This is a genomic window from Streptomyces albiflavescens (assembly GCF_014645835.1).
GTDB lineage: Bacteria > Actinomycetota > Actinomycetes > Streptomycetales > Streptomycetaceae > Streptomyces > Streptomyces albiflavescens.
The window spans coordinates 136,337-159,248 of sequence record NZ_BMMM01000001.1; the positions used below are offsets into that span (position 1 = coordinate 136,337).

The 22,912-nt window shown below is 69.4% G+C and carries 14 protein-coding genes and 3 pseudogenes; 7 read left to right on the forward strand and 10 right to left on the reverse strand.

Features of this window, described 5'->3' with window-relative positions:
* Positions 1-132: 132 nt before the first annotated feature.
* From IEY95_RS00555 to pflB, 4 genes are all read right to left on the reverse strand, one after another.
* A complete protein-coding gene (locus IEY95_RS00555; protein ID WP_189183803.1) occupies positions 133-2,520 on the reverse strand; it encodes a phosphoketolase family protein in 2,388 nt (795 codons plus the stop codon).
* A gap of 174 nt (positions 2,521-2,694) precedes the next feature.
* Complete coding sequence (locus IEY95_RS00560; RefSeq protein ID WP_189183804.1) at positions 2,695-3,540, reverse strand: universal stress protein; 846 nt, start codon at positions 3,538-3,540, stop codon at positions 2,695-2,697.
* Between the two features lie 36 nt (positions 3,541-3,576).
* Entirely contained in the window at positions 3,577-4,314 is a 738-nt protein-coding gene (gene pflA / locus IEY95_RS00565) for a pyruvate formate-lyase-activating protein (protein ID WP_189183805.1), read from the reverse strand.
* Positions 4,311-6,560, reverse strand: a complete 2,250-nt coding sequence (gene pflB / locus IEY95_RS00570; protein ID WP_189183806.1) for a formate C-acetyltransferase — start codon at positions 6,558-6,560, stop codon at positions 4,311-4,313. The genes pflA and pflB overlap by 4 nt, the downstream gene beginning before the upstream one ends.
* A 304-nt stretch (positions 6,561-6,864) precedes the next feature.
* On the opposite strand from pflB, the gene IEY95_RS00575 reads away from it, so the two are divergent.
* From IEY95_RS00575 to IEY95_RS00585, 3 genes are all read left to right on the forward strand, one after another.
* Entirely contained in the window at positions 6,865-8,079 is a 1,215-nt protein-coding gene (locus tag IEY95_RS00575) for a globin domain-containing protein (protein WP_189183807.1), read from the forward strand.
* 40 nt (positions 8,080-8,119) lie between these two features.
* A complete protein-coding gene (locus IEY95_RS00580) occupies positions 8,120-8,539 on the forward strand; it encodes a hypothetical protein (protein WP_189183808.1) in 420 nt (139 codons plus the stop codon).
* A 207-nt stretch (positions 8,540-8,746) separates the two neighbouring features.
* Positions 8,747-10,318: an oleate hydratase gene (locus IEY95_RS00585; RefSeq protein WP_189183809.1), complete on the forward strand. Its 1,572-nt coding sequence runs from the start codon at positions 8,747-8,749 to the stop codon at positions 10,316-10,318.
* Between the two features lie 378 nt (positions 10,319-10,696).
* On the opposite strand, the gene IEY95_RS00590 is transcribed toward IEY95_RS00585, so the two are convergent.
* Complete coding sequence (locus tag IEY95_RS00590) at positions 10,697-11,692, reverse strand: Acg family FMN-binding oxidoreductase (protein WP_189183810.1); 996 nt, start codon at positions 11,690-11,692, stop codon at positions 10,697-10,699.
* 527 nt (positions 11,693-12,219) lie between these two features.
* Here IEY95_RS00590 and IEY95_RS00595 point away from each other — a divergent pair.
* Complete coding sequence (locus IEY95_RS00595; protein WP_189183811.1) at positions 12,220-13,962, forward strand: sensor histidine kinase; 1,743 nt, start codon at positions 12,220-12,222, stop codon at positions 13,960-13,962.
* A 2,149-nt stretch (positions 13,963-16,111) separates the two neighbouring features.
* Here the strand turns inward: IEY95_RS00595 and IEY95_RS00600 are convergent.
* A pseudogene (locus tag IEY95_RS00600) lies at positions 16,112-16,366 on the reverse strand (hypothetical protein); the annotation flags it as partial.
* Positions 16,367-16,473: 107 nt separating this feature from the next.
* Here IEY95_RS00600 and IEY95_RS00605 point away from each other — a divergent pair.
* Positions 16,474-17,163, forward strand: a complete 690-nt coding sequence (locus IEY95_RS00605) for a CBS domain-containing protein (RefSeq protein WP_189183812.1) — start codon at positions 16,474-16,476, stop codon at positions 17,161-17,163.
* A 284-nt stretch (positions 17,164-17,447) separates the two neighbouring features.
* Entirely contained in the window at positions 17,448-17,621 is a 174-nt protein-coding gene (locus tag IEY95_RS00610; RefSeq protein WP_189183813.1) for a hypothetical protein, read from the forward strand.
* Here the strand turns inward: IEY95_RS00610 and IEY95_RS00615 are convergent.
* Positions 17,618-18,342 (reverse strand): annotated as a pseudogene (locus IEY95_RS00615) (P-loop nucleotide/nucleoside kinase family protein); the annotation flags it as partial. The gene IEY95_RS00610 and the pseudogene IEY95_RS00615 sit on opposite strands and share 4 nt — an antisense overlap.
* 220 nt (positions 18,343-18,562) lie before the next feature.
* On the opposite strand from IEY95_RS00615, the gene IEY95_RS00620 reads away from it, so the two are divergent.
* The gene (locus tag IEY95_RS00620; RefSeq protein WP_189183814.1) at positions 18,563-19,492 is read left to right on the forward strand and encodes a pyridoxamine 5'-phosphate oxidase family protein; all 930 of its coding nucleotides are present in this window, start codon (positions 18,563-18,565) and stop codon (positions 19,490-19,492) included.
* Positions 19,493-19,577: 85 nt separating this feature from the next.
* Here the strand turns inward: IEY95_RS00620 and IEY95_RS00625 are convergent.
* The 3 genes and pseudogenes from IEY95_RS00625 to IEY95_RS00635 form a co-directional block, all read right to left on the reverse strand.
* A pseudogene (locus tag IEY95_RS00625) lies at positions 19,578-20,035 on the reverse strand (CBS domain-containing protein); the annotation flags it as partial.
* Positions 20,036-20,297: 262 nt separating this feature from the next.
* The gene (locus tag IEY95_RS00630) at positions 20,298-21,197 is read right to left on the reverse strand and encodes a universal stress protein (protein ID WP_189183815.1); all 900 of its coding nucleotides are present in this window, start codon (positions 21,195-21,197) and stop codon (positions 20,298-20,300) included.
* Between the two features lie 245 nt (positions 21,198-21,442).
* Positions 21,443-22,345 carry a universal stress protein gene (locus IEY95_RS00635; RefSeq protein ID WP_189183816.1) on the reverse strand — a complete coding sequence of 301 codons (903 nt, stop codon included), beginning with the start codon at positions 22,343-22,345 and terminating at the stop codon, positions 21,443-21,445.
* Between the last annotated feature and the right edge of the window lie 567 nt (positions 22,346-22,912).

Consider the following 22,912-nt stretch of genomic DNA (forward strand, 5'->3'; position numbering starts at 1 on the left):
CCTTCCAGAAAGCCGTTTCGAGAGGACGTTCCGACTCTCGTTTCACCTCCAATGTCCCGCTGCGGCACGGGAGTTCAGAGGGTCTGCGGGGCCCTGACGATGAGGCCGAACGTCCCTCGGTGAAGGGCCCGGTCAGCTACCCCAGGTCCAGTCCGCTACCTCGGGCAGGTCGGTGCCACGTGCGCGGATCCAGTCGTGGTGGCGCAGCCGGGTGTCCTCCATCAACTGCCGTACGGGGGCGGCACGTACGGCCAGGCCCGGCACGCGGTCGATGACGTCCATCACCAAGCGGTAGCGGTCCAGGTCGTTGCGGACCACCATGTCGAACGGAGTGGTCGTGGTGCCGATCTCCTTGTAGCCACGCACGTGGAGATTCGCGTGGCCGGCCCGGCGGTAGGCCAGGCGGTGGATCAGCCACGGGTAGCCGTGGTACGCGAAGATCACCGGCTTGTCGCGGGTGAACAGTGCGTCGTACTCCGCGTCGGGCATGCCGTGCGGGTGCTCCTCGGCGGGCAGCAGCCGGGCCAGGTCGACGACGTTGACGACCCGCACGACCAGTGCCGGCAGATGTGTACGGAGCAACTGCGCGGCGGCCAGCACCTCCTGGGTGGGGACGTCGCCCGCGGCGGCGAGCACGACGTCCGGTTCCCGTTCACCGTTCTCCGTGCCGGCCCACTCCCAGATACCGGCGCCCCTGGCACAGTGGGCCCGGGCCTGGTCCATCGTGAGCCAGTCGAAGCAGGGCTGCTTGCCGGCGACCACGACGTTGACGTAGTCGCGGCTGCGCAACACATGGTCGGCCACCGACAGCAGGGTATTGGCGTCCGGTGGCAGATAGACCCGTACGACCTCGGGGCTCTTGTTGAGTACGTGGTCCACGAACCCCGGGTCCTGGTGGGAGAAGCCGTTGTGGTCCTGGCGCCACACGTGCGAGGTCAACAGGTAGTTGAGGGAGGCGATGGGCGCGCGCCACGGCAGCCGCCGGGTGACGCGCAGCCATTTGATGTGCTGGTTGACCATCGAGTCGACGATGTGCACGAAGGCTTCGTAGCAGGAGAAGAGCCCGTGCCGGCCGGTGAGCAAATAGCCCTCCAGCCAGCCCTGGCAGAGGTGTTCGGAGAGAATTTCCATGACCCGGCCGTGCCGGTCCAGGTGTTCGTCCACTTCCAGAGTCTGGGCCTGCCAGGCCTTGCCGCTCGCGTCGAAGACTGCCTGGAGCCGGTTGGAAGCCGTCTCATCCGGGCCAACGATCCGGAAGTCACGGCGCTCGCCGGTGGACTCCATGACATGCTCCAGCAGATCGCCGAGGACACGAGTCGGCTCGTGCAGGGTCGCACCGGGTTTGTCCACCGGGACGGCGTAGCGTTCCAGAGGCGGCAGCGGCAGCTCGCGCAGCAGGAGTCCGCCGTTGGCGTGTGGGGTGGCGCCCAGGCGCCGGGCGCCGTCGGGAACGCAGGCCAGCACCTGCTCGCGGGGACGGCCGTGCTCGTCGAAGAGCTCCTGGGGCTTGTACGACCTGAGCCAGGTCTCCAGCTGCCGCAGGTGCTCCGGGTTGTCCCGCACGGCCGCCAGCGGGACCTGGTGGGCGCGCCAGGTTCCCTCCACAGGAAGGCCGTCGACCTCGGCCGGACCGGTCCAGCCCTTGGGGGTGCGCAGCACGATCACCGGCCAGTGGGGCCGTTCGCGGATGCCCTCCTCGCGCGCGGTGCGTTGGATGAGCGCGATGCGGTCCAGGGCGTCGTCCATGGCGGCGGCCATGGCACGGTGCACCGTCATCGGGTCGTCGCCGGTGACGTGGATCGGCACGTGGCCGTATCCCCGCAAGAGTTCGTCGAGTTCGGGCTCGGGGAGCCGGGACAGCACCGTCGGATTGGCGATCTTGTATCCATTGAGGTGGAGGATCGGCAGGACCGCACCGTCGTGCACCGGGTCGAGGAACTTGTTCGAGTGCCAGGAGGCCGCCAGCGGGCCGGTCTCCGCCTCGCCGTCGCCGATCACGCAGGCAACGAGCAGATCCGGGTTGTCGACGGCGGCGCCGTACGCGTGTGAGAGGGAGTAGCCGAGTTCACCTCCCTCGTGGATGGAGCCGGGTGTCTCGGGCGCGACGTGGCTCGGCACGCCGCCCGGGAAGGAGAACTGTCGGAACAGCCGCGCCATGCCCGCCCCGTCGCGGCTCACATCCGGATAGGTCTCGCTGTAACTACCCTCCAACCAGGAGTTGGCCAGAACCGCGGGGCCACCGTGCCCGGGACCCCAGATGCACAGGGCGTCCTGACCGTGCGTCTTGATGACACGGTTGAGGTGGGTGTGGACCAGGTTCAGGCCCGGCGACGTGCCCCAGTGGCCGAGCAGTCGCGGCTTGACGTGCTCCGCGCGCAACGGCTCGGTCAACAACGGGTTGGACATCAGGTAGATCTGACCGACCGCCAGATAGTTCGCGGCACGCCAGTGGGCGTCCAGGGCCTGCAGTTCCCCGTCCGTGATCGGGGCGGGCGCCTGCTGCGGTAGGACGTCGGGCATGGTGGATTCCCTCCGGGTCGAAGTCACGTGCCGGTCCGCACTGACCCCACCCTGCGTCCACCCGCCCTGCCGCGGACAGGGCCGGTCGGTCCCGCTCAGGCCCCCTGGTGGGCCCATCCGTGGGCCTCCCGGCGAAGAGACGGGCCTTCGGCCCCGATCCGGGCCGTGATCGGTTCAGGAGCTCGGGCCGTCGCCCACCGCGACCGGGACCACCACCACCGGGCAGTGGGAGTGGTGCAACAAGGTGCGGGTCACAGAGCCCGGCCAGGGCCGGAGCCGACCGGGGCGGCGGTGCGCGGCGATGACGACGACATCGGCGTCGCGGGTCGCTTGGAGGAGCGCGTGCGCCGGGCCGGTACGGACCGTGCGGGTGTCGACGCCGACGTGTGGGTACCGCTCCCGCAGTTCTGCCACAGTGAAACGGGGCACCGCCTCCTCGCTCCGGGCGAGACGGACAGCCTCCACCTGGCCCGGGCTTGTGGCGGATACCAGTGCAGGCAGTTCGGGTGTGAGGTGCCGGTTCGTCCGTGCGTGCAGGACGTTCAGACTCACACTGCGGCGTTCGGCTTCCGCGAAGGCATACGCCGCCGCGTCGGCGTCGTTCTCGACACCAAGCAGCACCTTGCCGCATTCCCGCGACAGATGGTCGCCTCGTACGACGAGCAGAGGGCTGCGTGTGTGTGCGGCCAGACGCAGGCTCACCGAGCCGAGCAAGCGGCCGGTGATGCCGCCGAGCCCACGGGTGCCGACGACGGTCAGATCGGCGCCCCGCCCTGCACGCAGCAATGCGTCCACGGCGCGGCCCTCGAAGGCCGAGGCCATGACCGGCAGATCGGGGCGCCGGTCGCGCACCCGTGAGACGGCGGCCGCCAGGACCGGTCCGGCCTCGTCCCGGTCGGGCACGGCGTACACCATGTGCAGGGCTGCGCCGCGCCGCTTCGCCTCTGCCGTGGCTCGGTCCAGCGCCCGCGTGGCGACCAGGGAGCCGTCCACTCCGACGACCACATGGTGAGCAGTCATTTCCGTTCCCTCCCGTACTCGGTTGCCCGTCTCTCGTCAAAGCGCCCGCAGGCCGTACTCCCTGAACTGCCCGCGCACGCGCGCGGCGAGATCCGGGTCCGGCACGGGCGTGTCGCGCAGCGGGAAGGGGATCCCCAGCGCGTCGTACTTGTGGGCGCCAAGTTTGTGGAACGGCAGGACGTCCACGCGTTGCACGTTGCGCAGTCCGGCCAGGAAGGCTCCGAGTCCAGCGACGGCTCTCTCGTCGTCGGTCCAGCCGGGGACCAGGACGTAGCGGATCCAGACCGGGGTCTCCAGCCGGTCCAGACGCGTGGCGAAGTTGAGGGTCGGGGCGAGCTCTCCGCCGGTCAGTTTCCGGTAGGTGCCGATGTCGAAGGACTTGATGTCCAGGAGCACCAGGTCGGTGTCGGCGAGCAGTTCGTCGGTGGCACGGGCGCCGAGGAAGCCCGAGGTATCCAGCGCGGTGTGCAGTCCGGACTCCTTGCAGCGACGCAACACCGCACCCGTGAAGGCCGGTTGCAGCAGCGGCTCGCCGCCGGTGATGGTCACTCCTCCCCCGGCCGTGGTGACGAAGGCCCGATACTTGTCGATCTCCGCCATCACCTCGTCGACGGTGGCCTCTCGCCCGTCGCGCATGTGCCAGGTGTCGGGGTTGGCACAGTAGAGGCAGCGCAGCGGGCAGCCGTTGACGAAGAGGGCGAACCGGGTCCCGGGACCGTCCACGCCGGTGGACAGGTCCCAGGAGTGGATCCGGCCGCTGGTCACGGTCTTCACAGCGCTCCGTGGAAGGTGCGGCTGATCACGTCGAGCTGCTGCTCGCGCGTCAAGCGGACGAAATTGACGGCGTACCCGGAGACCCGGATGGTCAATTCCGGGTACTTCTCCGGGTGTTCCATCGCGTCCTCCAGCGTGGCCCGGTCCAGGACGTTGACGTTCATGTGGAAGCCGCCCGAGGACACGTACGCGTCGAGGATGCCGACCAGGTTCCCGGCCCGCTCGACCGGATCGTGGCCCAACCCCTCCGGGGTGATCGTCGTGGTCAACGAGATGCCGTCACGTGCCTGCTCGTACGGGAGCTTGGCGACCGAGAGCGCGGAGGCGGCCACTCCGTGGCGGTCGCGGCCGTTCATGGGGTTCGCGCCGGGTGCGAAGGGCTGTCCGGCGCGCCGGCCGTCGGGGGTGTTGCCCGTGTGCTTGCCGTAGACGACGTTCGAGGTGATCGTCAGCACCGACTGGGTGTGCTCGGCGTTCCGGTAGGTGGGGTGCTCGCGGACCTTCGCCATGAAGGACTCGACCAGCCCGATCGCGATGGCGTCCGCGCGATCGTCGTTGTTCCCGTACGCGGGCCACTCCCCCTCGGTCTCATAGTCCACAGCGAGCCCCGTGCTGTCCCGAATGACCCTCACCCGTGCGTACTTGACGGCGGACAGACTGTCCGCGGCGACCGACAGACCCGCGATGCCGCAGGCCATGAAGCGGTGCACCGGGTGGTCGTGCAGCGCCATCTCGATGCGCTCGTAGGCGTACTTGTCGTGCATGTAGTGGATGACGTTGAGCGTGTTGACATAGGTCGCCGCGAGCCAGTCCAGCATCCGGTCGTACGCCGCCGACAGTTCCTTGTACTCCAGGTACTCACCGGTCAGCGCGGGAGCCTCGGGAGCGATCTGCTCGCCGCTCATCTCGTCCCGGCCACCGTTGATCGCGTACAGCAGTGCCTTGGCGAGATTGACCCGTGCCCCGAAGAACTGCATCTGCTTCCCCACCGCCATCGCCGACACACAGCAGGCGATCGCGGTGTCGTCGCCGGTGCGCGGGCGCATCAGCTCATCGGATTCGTACTGGACGGCGCTGGTGTCGATCGATGCCTGGGCGCAGAACTCCTTGAACCCAGACGGCAGTCGGGGCGACCACAGCACCGTCAGGTTGGGCTCGGGCGCGGGACCGAGGTTGTAGAGGGTCTGCAGGAAGCGGAAGGAGGTGCGGGTGACCAGCGGGCGGCCGTCCGCGCCGATGCCGCCGATGGACTCCGTCACCCAGGTCGGGTCACCGGAGAACAGCGCGTCGTATTCGGGGGTGCGCAGGAAGCGTACGATCCGCAGCTTGATCACGAAGTCGTCGATCAGCTCTTGGGCACGGGACTCGTCGATCGAGCCCTCCTCCAGGTCGCGCTGCAGGTAGACGTCCAGGAAGGTGGAGGTGCGGCCCAGCGACATCGCGGCGCCGTTCTGCTCCTTCACCGCGGCAAGGAAGCCGAGGTAGAGCCACTGGACGGCCTCCTGGGCGGTGGCGGCGGGGCGGGAGACGTCGCAGCCGTAGGAGGTCGCCATCTCGTTGAGCTCACCCAGCGCCCGTATCTGCTCGGCGAGCTCCTCGCGGTCGCGGATGACATCCGCGCCGGAGGGCCGCTCGTCCAGCAGCGCCCGCTCGGCCCGCTTGGCCCTGATCAGCCGTGCCGTGCCGTAGAGTGCCACCCGCCGGTAGTCGCCGATGATCCGGCCGCGGCCGTAGGCGTCGGGCAGTCCGGTGATGATCCCGGCCTTACGGACGGCGCGCATCTCGGGGGTGTAGGCGTCGAAGACACCGTCGTTGTGGGTCTTGCGGTAGGTCCCAAACACGCGTGTGACGAAAGGGTCGGCCTTGTAGCCGTACGCCTTCAGCCCGTTCTCGACCATCCGCAGTCCACCATTGGGCATGATCGCCCGCCTGAGCGGGGCGTCGGTCTGCAGGCCGACGATCAATTCCCGCTCACGGTCGATGAAGCCCGGCCGGTGCGAGGTGATGGTGGACGGAGTGCCGGGGTCGACATCCAGGATTCCCTTCCGCCGCTCCTCGGGGAACAGCGCACTGACCTTGCGCCAGACGGCAAGAGTGCGCCCCGTGGGACCGACCAGGAACGCCGAACCCCCTTCGTACGGTGTGTAGTTGGCCTGAATGAAGTCGCGCACGTCCACGCGGTCGCGCCAGCGCTCCCCCACGAACCCACGCCACACCGACGCTTCTATCGAGGCCACCGTCGTCATCGCTTGCCTCCGCATACGTTCCCGACACCGTCCGCGGGATTCCTCGGACGTCTCCGGTTTCGATGCTTGTCCCCGGCAGCTACGGCGGACAGGGCCGTCGGGAGCCCGGTGCGGCGCCGTACGGCCCCGTCACGAGCAGGTCCCCTGGGGCCGATGGGGACGAGTCGCTGGGGCCGTTCGGCCCCTCTTCGCCCGGTGCCGCGAAACGACGCCGAATCGCAGGCCGACGACTGCTACACAGAGACCGCCGCCCAGTCGACGCGGCCCCTTTGCTCTCTCATCCCCCCTTTTCCCGGGAGGCTTCATGCTGTCCACAGAGTCCGCCGACGTGGTGCGGGCCACACTGCCCGTGGTGGCCGAGTCACTTGACGAGATCACCAGCCATTTCTACGGCGCCATGTTCCGCGACCGGCCGGAGCTGCTCGACGGGATGTTCAACCGCGGCAACCAGGCCAACGGCGCCCAGCGCCGTGCCCTGGCCGGCTCGATCGCCGTGTTCGCGACCGCGCTGCTGGAGGAGCCGGATGTCCGGCCCGACGCCCTGCTGAGCCGTATCGCCCACAAGCACGCCGCTGTCGGGGTCGCCGACGATCAGTACACGATCGTGCACAAGTACCTGTTCGGCGCGATGGCCGAGGTCCTCGGCGACGCGGTCACCCCGGAGGTGGCCGCCGCCTGGGACGAGGTGTACTGGCTGATGGCCGGTGCCCTGATCGGCCAGGAGGCCCGGCTGTATCAGAACGCGGGAATGCTGCCCGGCCGGACCTGGCGACAATGGACGGTCGTCGAACGCCGCGACGAGACCCCGGACGTGGTGTCCTTCGTGCTGCGTCCGGCCGACGATGAACCCGCTCCGAGGGCTCGGGCCGGTCAGTACGTGAGCATTCGCGTCCGCATGCCCGACGGCGTACTCCAGTTGCGCCAGTACAGTCTGTCCTCGGACCCGGGCGGGGAACTGCGGCGGATCACCGTCAAGCGGGTCGCCGGCCCGGCCGGCGGGCCGGACGGCGAGGTCTCCAACCTGCTGCACGACGGGGTTCGCACGGGCGACGAGCTCACGCTCTCCGCACCCTTCGGCGATGTCGTCCTCGACGATCCGGCCGACGCCACCGCTCCGCTCGTGCTCGTCTCGGCGGGCATCGGCTGCACGCCCATGACGGGCATGCTGGCTCATCTCACCGCCATCGGATCCAGCCGGCGGGTCCTCGTCCTGCACGCCGACCGCTCCCCTGCCGAACACGCCCTGCGCACCGAGACGCGGGGACTCGTCGAGCAATTGCCGGCCGCCCGAGCCGTGTTCTGGTACGAGCACCCCGGACCGGAGGAACCCGCCGCCCGCGTCGGCCTGATGGACCTGGACGGAGTCGAACTGCCCGACGGCGCCACGGTGTTCCTGTGCGGCCCGCTGCCGTTCATGCGCGCAGTGCGCGGCCAGTTGCTGCGCGCCGGAGTCCCGGCACGGCGCGTCCGGTACGAAGTCTTCGGCCCCGACCTGTGGCTGCCCGGTCCGATCGCCTGAACCACGACGGACATCCTGATGCTCTGAAGGAGAAATCCATATGACCGGCGACCACGCCCAAGCCCGAACCACTTCCGCGGTGCGGTTGCGCTCCGACGGCGCGGTGGACGAGGAGACCCTCACGTACGCGCGAGTGAAGATCGACGCCGTCGCGGGCCGGCCGGGACTGCCCGCCGTCACCGGTGAGGTGCGGATCACCAAGGCAGCCGCCCATCACGCGGACCGCCCTTGGTCGGCCACGGCCGAGCTGCACGTCGGTGACCGCCAAGTGGTCGTCCACGCCGAGGAGGCCACCGGCCACGAGCTCGTCGACCAGCTCCAGGACCGGCTGCGCCGTCAGACCGCCAAGGCCGCCCGGGACAGCGGCCACCGGGCGACGACCCCGCCCTGGCGCGGCGCCGACCCGGCCTCCCGTCCTTCCGAAGCGAGCGGCAACGCGGCGGACCCGCACGGGACGTGAGCGTCCGGTGCGCACAGCCCCGGTCGGTGACGGCCCACCGACCGGGCCGAATCCTCTTCGCGCGCCTGCGCGCGGGCGCTGTGCAGGGCCGTTCCAGGGCCGACCGGACCACACCGGTGACCTACGGCTCACTGACGGCGGCCACGGCCGCAGGAAACCGTGGGCTGTGTGATTCCCGGTCGACGGGCGAGAACGAGGAGTTGTGTGATGGCGAAGGCGTATCTGGTGGGCAGCGGCATCGCGGCGCTGGCCGCGGCGACGTTCCTGATCCGTGACGGAGGCTTCGACGGAACGGACATCCATCTCTTCGAGGAGCAGCGGCGGATGGGCGGCAGCCTGGACGCGGGCGGCACGGCGGACGCCGGCTACAGCATGCGCGGCGGGCGGATGTTCGAGGCCGAATTCCGCTGCACGTATGACCTGCTGTCCGGCATTCCCTCACTCGACGACCCCGCGGTGTCGGTGACGCAGGACATCCTCGCCGGGCACGAGGAGTTCGCCTGGAACGACATCTCGCGTCTCGTCGACGAGGAGGGAAAGATCGTCGACGCCCGCTCGATGGGGTTCTCCGAGCGGGACCGGCTGGACCTGGTCCGCTGTCTGGCAGTCCCGGAGGGACATCTGGACGGCAAGCGCATCACCGACTGCTTCGGCGAGCACTTCTTCACCACGAACTTCTGGTTCATGTGGTGCACCACGTTCGCGTTTCAGCCCTGGCACAGCGCCATCGAGTTCCGCCGCTATCTCAGACGCTTCATCCACCTCCTCCCCGAGTTCTCGTCGATGTCGGGCATTTACCGGACCCGCTACAACCAGTACGACTCCATCGTGCGGCCTCTGACGGACTGGCTGCGGGACCGCGGCGTCAGTCTCCACACCGGATGCCACGTCATCGACCTGGGACTCGTGCCGGGGCACCGGAGCACCACGGTCGACCGTCTCTACCTGTCCCGCAACGGGCGCGACGAGCAGATCGACGTGGCTCCCTCGGACCTCGTCCTGGTCACCAACGGTTCCATGACCGACGCCTCCAGCCTCGGCTCGCACACCACGGCACCGCCGCCGCCTCCCCGGCGCTCGGACGCGTGGCTGCTCTGGCACCGACTGGCCAGGGGACGCGACGACTTCGGCAATCCGGACGCCTTCGACAAGCACGTCAAGGAGTCCCGGTGGGAGTCGTTCACCGTCACGACCAAGGACCCGGCTTTCCTCGACGCGCTCAAGGAGTTCAGCGGCCGGGAGACCGGTAAGGGCGGCCTGATGACCTTCACCGACTCCAACTGGCTGCTCACCATCGTCGCCAACCGCCAGCCCGTCTACCGCGACCAGCCCGAGGACGTCGGAGTCTGGTGGGGCTACGGCCTGTTCCCCGGCCGGGCGGGCAACCACACCGTGAAGCCGATGACGATGTGCTCGGGCGGGGAGATCCTCGAGGAGGTCCTACACCATCTGCGGTTCGACAAGCACGTGACGGACCGCGTCCGGAAGACCTCCACCGTCGTGCCCTGTCTGATGCCGTACATCACCAGCCAGTTCCTCGTCCGACGCCGCGACGACCGCCCCGAGGTCGTGCCCAAGGGGTCGGTGAACCTCGCCTTCATCGGTCAGTTCGCCGAGGTGCCCGACGACGTCGTCTTCACCGTCGAGTACTCCGTACGCACCGCGTGGACAGCGGTCGCTCAACTCCTCGGGCTCGACAAGCGGCCGCCCGAGGTCTACAAGGGGCACCACGATCCCCACGTACTGGCGGGCGCGCTCGAGACCCTGCACCGGAGGTAGTTCGCGTGGCGCCGGTCTCGCGATGGCGCCGCAAACTCCGGGCGGGCGTGTGGTCGGAGTCCGGATGTTCTTGCCGCCGAAGCCGCTGTCGCGGACTAGGAGTCGGCCTCGGGGCTGTCGTGGTGTGCCGTGCACGGGTCAATCCCTCGTCGCGTGGGACGCCTTGAGGCGACCGGTCCCAGTTGCCGGGACCTTGGTCCCGCAGTACGGGTTCTGTCGCATCGGGCCCGAGATCCGGTGCACTTTGAACAGGAACCGTTCCATCCGCCGAGTGTCGGTCGAGTTGGCGTATGGCCGCGGGGCACGACAGCCCTCACGAGCTGCGGGCTACGAGTACCCCCGTGGATGCGCTGGTGGGCCGGAAGCGCCGGCACCGGCCTATTCCACGTCCAGCACATCCCGCACCGGTCGGCGTGGAGTGGCCGGGCCCTGCGGGCCGTACCCGAGGCGCAGGACCATCTGTACGTGGCCCATGTCCGACAGCGGATCGCGCGCCAGGCCACGCAGATCCGGCCACTCCAGGGCGTGCGAGGTGAGGGAGGTGGCCAGATCGTGGTGGGTGGCCAGCAGGAGGACGCGCTCCATTGCCTGTCCGGCGCACAACCAGTCCCTCGGCCGGTCCTCCCGTGTCCCCAGGAGCGCCAGGTGCGGGTTCCGCTCGAAGGCGGTGGCTCCGCGGTCGGCCACCGCCCGGCGGCCGGCGAAGTCGCGCACCGGTGCCTTGCCGTCCCGTTTGCGGGGGCCGAAGGCGTATTCGGGGATGCCCTCGACCGCCGTGTCCGCCTCGTCGGCGCCGATACGCGTCCAGCGCGCCACATCCTCCATGCGGCCGGGGTCCACCGCGTCGCGGCCCTCGGCGTCGTGGACCAGCTCCTCCAACAGATCCACGTGCCATGCGGAGGGGAAGAGCAGTTGGGCGCCTTCCTCCCGGGCGGCGTCGACGAGGGCAGCCTGAACGTCGGCCGGGATGTCGGTGTCCGCGAACGGCCAACGGCTGGTGTGCCGTCGGCGGATCGCCGGATACAGCTCAGCCAGGGAGTCTGGGGCCTCAGCGTCGACAGGATCGGACAGACGAACCGCGGCGAGCAGCGACTGGTCCGTGGAGTCGGGCAGCAGCTGAACGTCCGGCCGCCGGCCCGCCCGCATCGCGGCGACGCGCAGATTGAGCAGGGCCGCACCGCAGCCCAGATGCAGCGCGCGGCGGTCGGGGTCGGTACCGGGCATGGCGCGCTCCAGGTCGGCACGGAGCTGCACGGTCTGGCTGTCGCGTAGGAAGCGGAATCTCCAGGGCTGCGCATTATGCATCGACGGAGCGGCAGTCGCGTCGGCGACCAGCGCCGAAACGGACGTGATCTCAAGCGGTGGCACCGGCATGACACCTCCCTGGGGACCAACGGGCGGCTCTCGTCCGGCGAGCCTCGCCTGCACCTTGGAGCCCCTCGGACAGGTGGACTCTCCGACTGCGCCCGGACGGGACGGGCGAGGCCCCTTCCCCCGCCATTGTCTGACAAAAGCTCCACAACGCCCTCATGGATGAGCCCGGCGGTGCGTTCGCACTGGCAGGGAGCAGAGTGAAAGTCCCGGAAAAGCACAGTTCCAACGCGACTGATGCGGATGACACCTCTCACACTCAGGTCTGCCGGGCCGGCCGCCGTCAGCCGTTGCCGGGGCCTGCGGCGTGCACGCGGCTTCCGGGCCGTGGCTCGAGCGGAGCAACCTCTGTGAGTAGCGCATCCGCTGCCAGTGCTCCGGGCAGGTTTCGGCCCATTCGGCGGCCCATCGGCCGGGCAGGGTACGTCCCGGCCAGTGGGCCGATGCCTACCGCGTCCAGTACAGGCGCTCGACTGCGCAAGGGGCCACTCGGGCATGATGGGACCACGGTGTGAGGGAGGGGGACACGAATGGACCAGAGCGCGCACGATCCGCAGGCACCGGCCGCTGGTCCATCGATGCCGCAGCTGCGCCTGGACCAACTGCTGGAGGAGCTGCAGGAGCAGGTGAAGCGCGTCCGTGGCACCCAGAACCGGGTGCACACCCTGCTGGACGCGGTCCTGGCCATCGGCAGCGACCTGGACCTGGACGTGGTGCTGCATCAGATCGTGGAGTCCGCGGTGCAGCTGGTCGACTGCCGCTATGGGGCGCTCGGGGTCGTCGGCGACGAGGGCGGCATCAAGCAGTTCATTACGGTGGGAGTGGACGACGAGACCATCGCCCGCATAGGCCACTATCCGCTGGGCGAGGGCATCCTCGGCCTGCTCATCCGAAAGCCCCACCCGCTGCGCCTCTCTGTACTCAGCGATCACCCGGACTCCGTCGGCTTCCCGCCCGGCCACCCGCCGATGACCACATTCCTCGGAACTCCGGTCCAGGTCCGCGACCGGATCTTCGGCAACCTGTACCTGACTGAGAAGAACGGCGGGGCGCAGTTCGACGCAGAAGACGAAGCAGTACTGCGCACGCTCGGCGCGGCGGCCGGCGTGGCGATCGACAATGCCCGGCTCTACGACGACGCGCGCCGCCGCGAACGCTGGCTGGCGGCGAGCAGCGAGCTGACCCGTACCCTGCTGTCGGGCGCCGATCCCGCCGAGGTCCTGCGCTCCTTCACCGCCACGGTGCGGGAGTTGGCCCGCGCGGACCTGGTCACCCTGGCAGTGCCGGTGGGCGCGGCGGGAAACCTGGTCATCGAGGCAGCGGACGGAACCGACGCCGACCGGCTGCAGGGCCTGGCCCTGCCCGACGGCACCAGCCTGGCCGCCAAGGTGTTCAGCTCCGGTGAGACGATCGTCAGCACGTCTCTCAGCCAGGATCCGCGCGCGGAGGCCGAGAGTGCCTCTGCGTTGGAACTGGGTCCGGCGTTCTTGATTCCGCTGGGCACTCCCGAGCGCGTCCGCGGTGTCCTGCAGGTCGCAAACCAACAGGGCGGCCCCGCGTTCCCCGATGCCACCGTCGAGATGATCGCCGGGTTCGCCGGTCACGCCGCGCTCGCTCTGGAGATCGCCGAACACCGCCGTGACGCCGAGCAGCTGCTCGTCCTGAACGACCGCGATCGCATCGCCCGCGACCTGCACGATCTGGCCATCCAGCGGCTGTTCGCCAGTGGGCTCAGTCTGCAATCGGTCCTCAACCGCCTCACCGACCGACCTGAGGTGGCCGACCGCGTCCAGCGGGTGGTGGACGACCTCGACGACACGATCAAGGTCGTCCGTTCCACTATCTATGCCCTGCGCGAAAGTGACCGCTCCAAAGCCACCGGTCTGCGTGCCCGGCTGGTGGCCGAGGTGAGCCAGGCGGCGGAGACGCTTGGCTTCGCCCCCGCTCTGCGCATGAGCGGCCTGCTGGACACCGACGTCCCGGAGGACCACCGCGAACAGCTTCTCGCGGTGCTGCGCGAAGCCCTTTCCAACGCCGCCCGGCATGCCGGCGCCAGTGCCGTGGACATCGGAGTCGAAGGCACCGATGCCACCTTGCGGCTGCGGGTGGCCGACAACGGCCGCGGCATCGACCCCGCAGCCACCCGCCGCAGCGGTCTGGCCAACATCGCCACCCGCGCCGAGAATCTCGGCGGCACCTTCGCCCTCATGCCGAACGAGCCCACTGGCACCCTCCTGGAATGGACAGTACCGCTACAGGTCGACGCGGGATGAGCGCCGCGTCGACGCGGCGCCCACGCGAGCGCGCCTGCTGCCGTCCCCGCACCTCCGCCTTTGGGCTGCCCCCTCTGCCAGGCCAGTACCCGACCCACTGCGCCGCTAGCGGATGGGCCGTTCGGGCTGGACGAGGGTGCCCGACGTGCCGTGGACAATCCCATACGGCCAGGCGTTGATGAATCCGCCGCATAAACCGAAGGCCTCGCGGACGTATGCGTACGGTCCCCCACTGCCATCCAGGAACGAGGGCCGGTCCGGGCAACCGCTCATGCTCTGCGGGTTCAGTCACCACCGAGGCCCGACGGGACTACGGGGCGATGTGCCGAAGTCGTGTGCAGCGCCTGCCTGGTCCAGCGGCTACTTGTTGCGCATCCGAACGATGAAGGGGCGCAACGGAGTTGGACGCGACATCACGTGATATCCAGTCGGTCCGCCCACCGCGCTGGGGACGGGCGGGCCGAAGGGACCGGGGCTGTGCCTTCGACGAGCAGGGAAAGGCGATGGAGCCGGTGAGCAGGTTCCTGATCGACTTTGTCGCTCGGGACAACCGGGCTGGGAACATCCTCAGCTACGCCTACGACCCGCTTGCGTTGGTGGCGGTGGATGCGCGTGATCCAAGTCGAATGGGACCGGGCAACCCGCTTCCTTGACCGCCACCGAGCCGAGCGCCCGCAAGAGGGACACCGCGAGCCCGCCGAGCAGGAATGGCACGACTTCCAGCAGTACTTCGAGCTGCGCAAGGTCTCTCATGCCACCTGCGGACGGCCCTACGGCACCCCTGCGAGCACGAACACGCCTGCATCCATTGCCCCGTCCTCCAGATCGACGCCCGCCAGCGGCCCCGCCTTCTCGAGATCATCCAGAACCTCCGCGAACGCATCCGCGAGGCCCGAGGCAGTGACAGGCTCGGCGAAGTCGAAGGACTCCAGGGCAGCCTCGATCCCGCCACCGCGCCGGGGTCACCAGTCTCACCCGGGCCCCCGCAGACGGCCGCGGCCGCAACCGGTCGACCTTGGAATGCCCGTCTTCACCGACACCCCGCGCCCCTGACGTACGCGACGGGATGGGCCCTGAGGCTCAGCCCACTGAACCCCAGTTGCGCCATGACTTTGGAACGCCGCCAAAGGCTGGCTGGGGTCTCACGCTGCACTCGCGGGCCGGATGCCGCATTGCCGCAGGAGCCTTCGGTCGTCGGCCGCGCCGCGTCACGATGCCGGTGAGCACCCGTTGAGCAAGCCGGTGACCTGCGGATTGTGTCGGCGACCACCCTGCCGGCGACTTCAAATCACGTCGCGGCATGTTCAGTTACGCGTCGCCCCCCAAGCCGACACGGACCATGTCATCGTAGGTCTGTGGCGTGGCCCTCGGTGCCATGATTGGCCGCGCTCTTGTTCGACAGCGCGCGACGGTCCGTGTTCACAGATTCCAGGTCTTGGCCATGGCCTCGACGGCCCCCGGCCGCCCCTGTGTAGGAGCGGATCCGGTCCCCCAACCGCTTAGCCATGACTTACCTGCTGCTGTGTCTTCATGGACGCGGTGAGAGCGCAGCCGGGAGGCCGAACATCGTCGCGGGCGGGCCGCTGAAGACCCGGTACCCACGCTGCCGCAGGCGGGACTCCAGGTCGCCCGAAGCGCAGCATGCGATCTCATGGCCGGCCGCCAGGGCTCCCTCGGCCACGGCGAAAACGCGCGTCAGACCTCCCCAGGTCCCCATCAAGGGCGAGAACACCGGAATGAGAAGCCTCATAGGGCCTCCTCGGGTGAAACGCCTGGAATGTCCACTCTCCCGCAGCGCCCAGACCGGCGCCAACGTGGTGATCAGCTTCCCGGGGTGGCCTTTCCGGCGAAGCCGACCATCTGGCACGGGCCGGCCGCCGGCACCGACAGCGGGAGGCCGAGCCGCTGGAACCTCCACCACTCGACGACGTCCTCTGGCAACCACTCCCGCCACAGGTCCGCCCCTTCGTCGTCAATCGCGGGCCATTCGTTCAGCCCAACGAGACGGCGGTCAGGGGGAAGCGGGTCACCTGACTACCCGAAAGCCACCCACCAGTTACTTGTCGTCAGGTCCAGAGGTAGGAGTCCGGGACCGAGGAGGCCGTCTCGTGATCAATTCTTTAGTCCGGAAAAGAGGCGCGACCAGTTACTACGACGCTCCGGCCGGAGTGCGCGAGGGCATCCATGAGGGTGTCTGGTCGGACATCCTCCTTCGCTTCCCTTGGTCGGCAGCCTTGACGGCCACGGTGTCGTGGGGCTGCTCCCCGAGGACGACCTTGAGCACGCCGGTGTCGGCGGCCCGGGAGAAGACGTCGTACGCCTCCTCCATCTGGTTCAGCGGGAAGGTGTGGGTGACCAGGAACGACGCGGGCAGGCGTCCGGCGGCCATCATCGGCCGCACGGTCAGGTTGGGCCGGGCAGGGCGGCCTCAGGTGTGGCCCAGGCTTCCGTACGAGGCCACCCGAAATGTCGGAGTGTAGAGATGGGGAAACGCCGAAGGAGGCAGACGCCATGCGGCACCGCATTGTGAGCGAGCTGATGACGACAGCTGTCGTGAGCGTGCAGCAGAACGCGACCTTCACGGAGATCGCCAAACTGCTCGCGGAGCACGACATCACGGCCGTTCCGGTCGTGGACGACACCGACCGGCCCGTCGGAGTGGTGTCCGAAGCGGACCTGTTGCGCAGAGAGGCGAGCCGACTCGATCCAGCCGGACTGCTGCCTTCCCTGCACCCACGGTCGGCCGAGCGCACCAAAGCTGAGGCGACCACGGCAGACGGGCTGATGACCAGCCCGGCCGTCGTCGCGCACCCCGAATGGACCGTGGTCGAGGCGGCCCAGGCGATGGAGCGGAGCGGGGTCAAGCGACTGCCGGTGGTGGACGAGTCCGGTCGACTGATCGGCGTGGTCAGCCGCGCCGACCTGCTGCGGGTGTTCCTCCGTGGGGACCGCGCCATCCGCGAGGAGATCACCGGAGATGTGCTGATCCGCGCGCTGGGCTTCCCGCCCGACACGGTGACCGCGCATGTCGTCGACGGACGTGTCACCCTGCGTGGCACCGTAGACCGCAAGAGCGTCATTCCGGTCGCCCTGCGGCTGTGTCGCGGTGTGGATGGGGTGGTCGACGTCTTGGAAGACCTGAGGTTCGAGGTCGACGACACCGACGGCCCGGCCACCGAGACCGACTCTCCGCGCCGCTGAGCTCTCCCCCTGAAGGCGTGTGGAGGGAACACAGCACGGGGGCCGCCGCACCGGACGCTGAACGTCGACACCCCGGTGCTCCCTGCGGGAGCGTCCCCTGCGCCACTCCCGCAAAGGTACAGGCTCCACTGGCTTGCACCAGACGCGCGGTGCCCCCACGCCGCGGGACGCGACTGGTCACATCCTCGTCTTCGCCCCACGGCCGTCGAAAGTGCCCATATGGCACCTCAGGGGAACTAATCGGCCCTCCCGACCCGCCCCTCGTTCCCACTCTTTTGGGGCACATGCGCAAGACCCAGATCCAGTCCGCACCCCTCCTGCGCGAACATGCCGTCGGCAGGGCCCTCGTCGTAGAGCTGTACGGCGAGATCGACATCCTGACCGCGGTGCCCGTCTCCGCGCGCCTGGACGTCGCCCGCACACAGGTCGCCGCCGCATGGTCGCAGCCGGCCTCCTAGTCCGGCTCCATGTAGGGGCGGCGGAATACGGGGCCCGGTCGATGCCGTAAGGGCGAACGGCTGACAGCGCCCGGACGATCGAGGCCTCCAAGGGGCCGCTCGTGTCGACGACGACGGCTTCGGGCCATGGCGATTCCGCGGCCGCCATGGCGGCCGCCACCTCGAGGCCGGCGTCGGATGCCCCGGGTGTGCGGGTGGTCAGGCGGGCCGCCGACACCTCACCCGGAACCTGGCAGTGCAGAGCAACCAGGTCGGCGCTGGCGCGTTCCGCCATGCGCAGGGCGGCTTCACGCTGTCCCGTAGCGGACCAGGTGGCGTCCAGGACGACGGACTCACCGCAGGACAGCAGGGCGGATGCGCGGTCGAGCAGGACCGCGTAAGTCTTGTCGGTCCACTCCGGCGTGTAGAGGCCTTCGCCGTAGCCGGCGGCCGCGGGCGCCTCGGCCGGGATGCCCGCCAGCTCCTTGCGGAGGCGGTCACTGCTGAGCAGTGTCACTCCCAGGCGGTCGGCCAGTGCGCCGGAGAGCGTGGACTTCCCGCTGCCCGGGAGCCCGCCCACGAGCGTCAGGCTGACAGCGGCTGTACGAAGGTGCCGCAGGGTCGCTGTGATCAGTCGGCGTGCCGCTGCCTCCGCGCCGACCGCGGCCTGGCGTGACTGGATCAGCCCGACCTTGGCACGGACGAACGCGCGGTAGGCGACGTAGTGGTGCCAGAGAGAGGGCGCCTCTCCCTTCCAGGCCGTGGCGGTGAGACGTGGTCACGCGTGGTCACGCGTCAACCGTCTCAGAAACCAGACGCCCGCAGGCATCGGCACCAGTTGGAGGCCGGTCGGCCGGAGACGGGTCCGTTCGGCCCCCCGGCTGGGGCTGCCCGGGCCGTGCGGCGGCACGCCGCGCGTGGCACGTTGGGTACAGCACCATTCTGAGGAAAGGGCGGCGATCATGCGAGCTCACCTCGGCGATCAACTCGTTGTCGAAAGCCCGGCCACCGGCGGCGCCAGGCGCGACGGCGAGATTGTCGGACTCCACCACGAGGACGGAACCCCTCCCTACGACGTGCACTGGTCGGATACGGACGAGGTGACGCTCGTGTTCCCCGGGCCGGACGCGCACATCCATCACCTCGAGCACGGATCAGGAGGGAACCCTGCCCACCTTGGGCCGAGCACGAGTGAGGCACGTCAGCAGGTGGGTGCCGTGTCCGTCTCGACCCCGCCCGAAGGGGCGTCCAGCCCCAGTGACTTCGGCCGACGTGTGGCCGCCGAACGTCGGCGGCAGGGGCTCACCCGGGCAGAGACAGCCCGCCGCGCCAGAATGGCACCGCAGTACCTGGCATACCTCGAAGAGCGGCCGGCCGAACCGAGCCTGGCAAGTGTCATCAGACTTGCCGCCGCACTGGGCACCTCCGTCGCCGCCCTGCGCGGGGGCGGAATCGATCTACCGCCCGGCCAGGGCCAGGCACTCCTCGATCCTCAACTGCGGGACCTCAGCCCGGAGGAATGCCGAGCCCGGCTTTCCACACATGGCCTGGGGCGCGTCGCGGTGTCGACCCCTGACGGCCCGGCGGTCATTCCGGTCAATTACACGGTCGTCGACGACTCGATCGTCTTCCGGACCGCGCCGGATTCGGCCCCGGCTGCGGCCGTGGGAACGGAGGTCGCCTTCGAAGTCGACCATGTGGACGAGGCTATGAGCCAGGGCTGGAGCGTGCTCGTGGTCGGCCCCGCGCGTGTTGTTACGGAGCCCGACGCGGCGCGACGGCTGGCCGACCGCGTCCACAGCAAGCCATGGGCTGGAGGCGAACGCGAGATGTGGGTGTCGATCCGGCCCACACGCCTCACGGGGCGCCGCATCAGCCCGCCAGATCAGTGATGGGCAACGGGTCTGCCGTCTTTTCCCCGTGGGCATTCCACCGCGAGATTCCGCGACGGCCGAGGAGCGAACCCGCTCGACGGCTTCACGGACTCGCGAAAGGTGACTCCGCGCTCTCCGGTCCGGCCGGGGCGGACTCGTCCGAGAGTTGAGACTCGACGTCCACGACACCCTCCACGGCGCGAACCAGGCGCGTGGCGAGCGAGGTGTCGCGAACCGTTCCGCGGAGGGTGACGACTTCCTCGTGCACGCTCACGTGGATGCCGTGGCTCAAGGCCGGGAAGAGGGGGACACCACCGTCCGGCTGACCTCCTCCTCGATCTCCTCGTCCGGCCGCAGGAAGACCTTCAGCAGATCGGCACGGCGGACAATGCCCTGCAGCATGCCCTCGTCGTCGACCACAGGAAGCCGCTTGACGCGCCTGATGGCCGTGATCCTGGCCGCCTGGGCCAAGGTGGCGCCAGGGTGCACCGTGACAGCGGGGGTGTTCATGAACTCCTCCGCAGTCGCTGCCCCGGCCTTGGCAAGGTCGGACAGACGCCGGCCATGCCCGGTGGGGGTGTCCCCGGGCGAGCGGGATATTTGTCTGCCCTCCCGCCGTGGACTCCGTGCGCACGCCGTTGCTCTTTGTCGATTTCGTCCGCGCGGACCCCGCGGGTAAACGGTGGCTGCCGTGCAGACACCTCGATCAGGCGGGCATCGTGGAACGCGCGAGATCGACGTGTCTCCTTACGGCCAAGGTGGCCACCGCCGGCCCCGCTCCGAACGCCAACGGGCTGTGCTCAGGTGCCTGGCGTATCGTGGCTCAGTCGTGCGCGACGACAGCGACCGGGCAGGTCACGTGGTGGATCGCCAGGTGGGCAACACGTCCCGTGTGGCTCCCCACCGCCTGGCGGCGGACTTTGCGGCCGACGATCAGCAGGCCTGCTTCTTGTGCGGCTCGCGTCAGCGCAGGCGCCGGACGGCCATGGTGCGCCTGCGCCCGGACCTCCACGGTCGGATACTTCTCCCTCCAGGGTGCGATCACCTGGGCGAGGGCGCTCTCCGCATCCCGTTGGGCGGACGCGTCGCTTTCCTGGTCCGTGCCGCCCGGGCTGTGCAGCAGTAGTTGCCAGGCGTGGATGACCGACAGGGACGCGCCGCGATGCTTGGCTGCTTCGAAAGCGAAGTCGAGAACCGCGCCGCAGTCGTTCTTCGGGTCAACGGCCAGCATCACTTCGCGGCACGGCGTCCGTACAGAGGGGCGGCCGTCACTGTCCGGCATGTGATCGTCCGCCGCGCTCCAGCCCGCGCGCACCAACACGACCGGCTGCCGCACCTGCGCCACCGAAGCCAATGCCACGGAGCCTGCGAAGAATCCGCTGAGTCCCCCGAGCCCCTGGTTGCCGAGAACCAGGAGCTCCGCCTTCTCCGCCTCGGCCAACAGAGCGGCGATCGGGGGCTTGTTGATCTGTTCGGCGCTGACATACAACTGCGGACAGGTCTCGGTGACCCGGTCCAGCGTGCTGCGCAGAATCCTGCGCGCCCAGTACTGGGGCACCTGCAGTTCGGGCAGGGTGACGGGTTCGTCGTCACTCGGCAGCCCCTCCCAGGCATGCACGAGCCGCAGCGGCAGCCCGCGGCGCACCGCCTCCCGGGCCGCCCAGCTCGCGGCGGCGACACTCTCAGGCGAGCCGTCCAAACCCACCACGATCGGTTTGAGCATCGTCCTCACCTCCCTCTACCAGCAGCGTCTCGCAGCCAAAGGACCGCGTGGAGGGGCCACCGAGCCCCCGTCCAGGGTCGGTTGACACATGGTTCGTGCCGCTCGTACCCGGTGCTCGGCCGCCGCGTCGACCGCGACGGCCGCAGGCACGGGCGGTCCGGGGCACTGAACAGCCGCCGTGCGTCAGGCCACCCGGCCCCCGCACGAGTGATGTCCGTGCGTGCGCTCATCGCCCATCCCGTATCTCAGTCGTGCGGGACAACGGCCACAGGGCAGCTGACGTGATGGATTGCGGCGTGCGCGACGGGACCGATGCGTCGTCCCACCGGCCGCTCGGTGGTACGGCGGCCGACGACGAGCAGGCTCGCTCCGGAGGCGGCGCGGATCACTGCGGTCGAGGCCTTGCCCTCCGACACGGACTCCACGACGTCAACCTCGGGATGCTTGTCCCGCCAGATCTGCAGCACGGCCTTGAGGAACCCCTCCCATTCCCCCTCGCGTTGCGGAGGGCGCACCAGACCGATGTCCCCAGGTCCGAGGCTGACGGGAGAAGACGGCTGCCAGGCATGGATCACCCGGAGACGAGCATGGCGCAACCTCGCCGCCTCGAAGGCGAACTCGATCACCTCGTCGCACGGATCGCCCAGGTCGATGCCCAGGACGACGTCCCGATAGCCGGTCCGCATGGACGTGCTCCCGTCATCCGCCGGGAGATGCTCGTCCTCCTGGTCCTCGCCGGCTCGCACGAGGACTACGGGACGGGTGGCCTTCGCCACCACGCCCAGGGCTACCGAGCCCACCAGGAACCCGCTGAGACCGGTCAGTCCCCGCGAACCGAGCACCAGCAGTTCGGCCTGTTCGGCGGCGTTCAGCAAAGCCGCGGTCGCAGGACCCTCGACCTGCTCCTCGTAGAGGCGCACGCCGGGATGCGCGCCCTGGACGCGGCCCTCCGCCTGGTGCAGGACACGCCGCGCCAGATGCCGCTGAGCAGCGTTGTCGGTTGCTCCGTCCGCCGAGCGTGGGCTCCAGTTCCAGGCGTGCACCAGACGCAGCGGACACTCGCGGCGCACGGCTTCGCGGGCGGCCCACTCGGCAGCGGCCAGACTCTCGGCGGAACCGTCGATTCCAGCGACGACGGGCACAAGCATGTCGCACACCTCCTCTGTTGGATCCAGCTCCTTCGTGCCCTGCCAGCGTCTCGCCGCCTCAGTCCCGTTGGGAGTGGCCGCGAGGCCCTCGCCCAGGCCATCCGGCCCCTGCGCACACGCGGGCACTGAAGACCGATGTCAATGCCAGAAGGCCGTGCCCTCCGCCCGGGAGGTGAACTGTCATGGAGGGAGCGGTCGTTGCAGGAATCGAGCGATCTTTGCTCAGCCGACCGGGCAGCGCACGAGGCCTGCCGCGCGGGCTGCGGCTACGGATGGTCCATGTCTCGCCGCCGAACGGACTGGATGCGCCTGAGAAGCGGCCGTCCCCCAGAGGCCATGATGGAACCCATTCAGGCTCAACTCACCGTCCGGCAACCGGCGTTGACCGGCGGGGGCGGCTCGTCGGAGCGGCCGCGGCGGCACTGCGCGAGGAGGGGGGCTTCGCCGGCTACCAGGGCGACGGACCCGGCCGCCGCCGGGTCCTCCTACTGCCCTGTGATATCGCTGCCGCGCACCGTCGCCCGCACATGCACGCCTCATCAGCCGGACAGAGTCACGCTCGACATC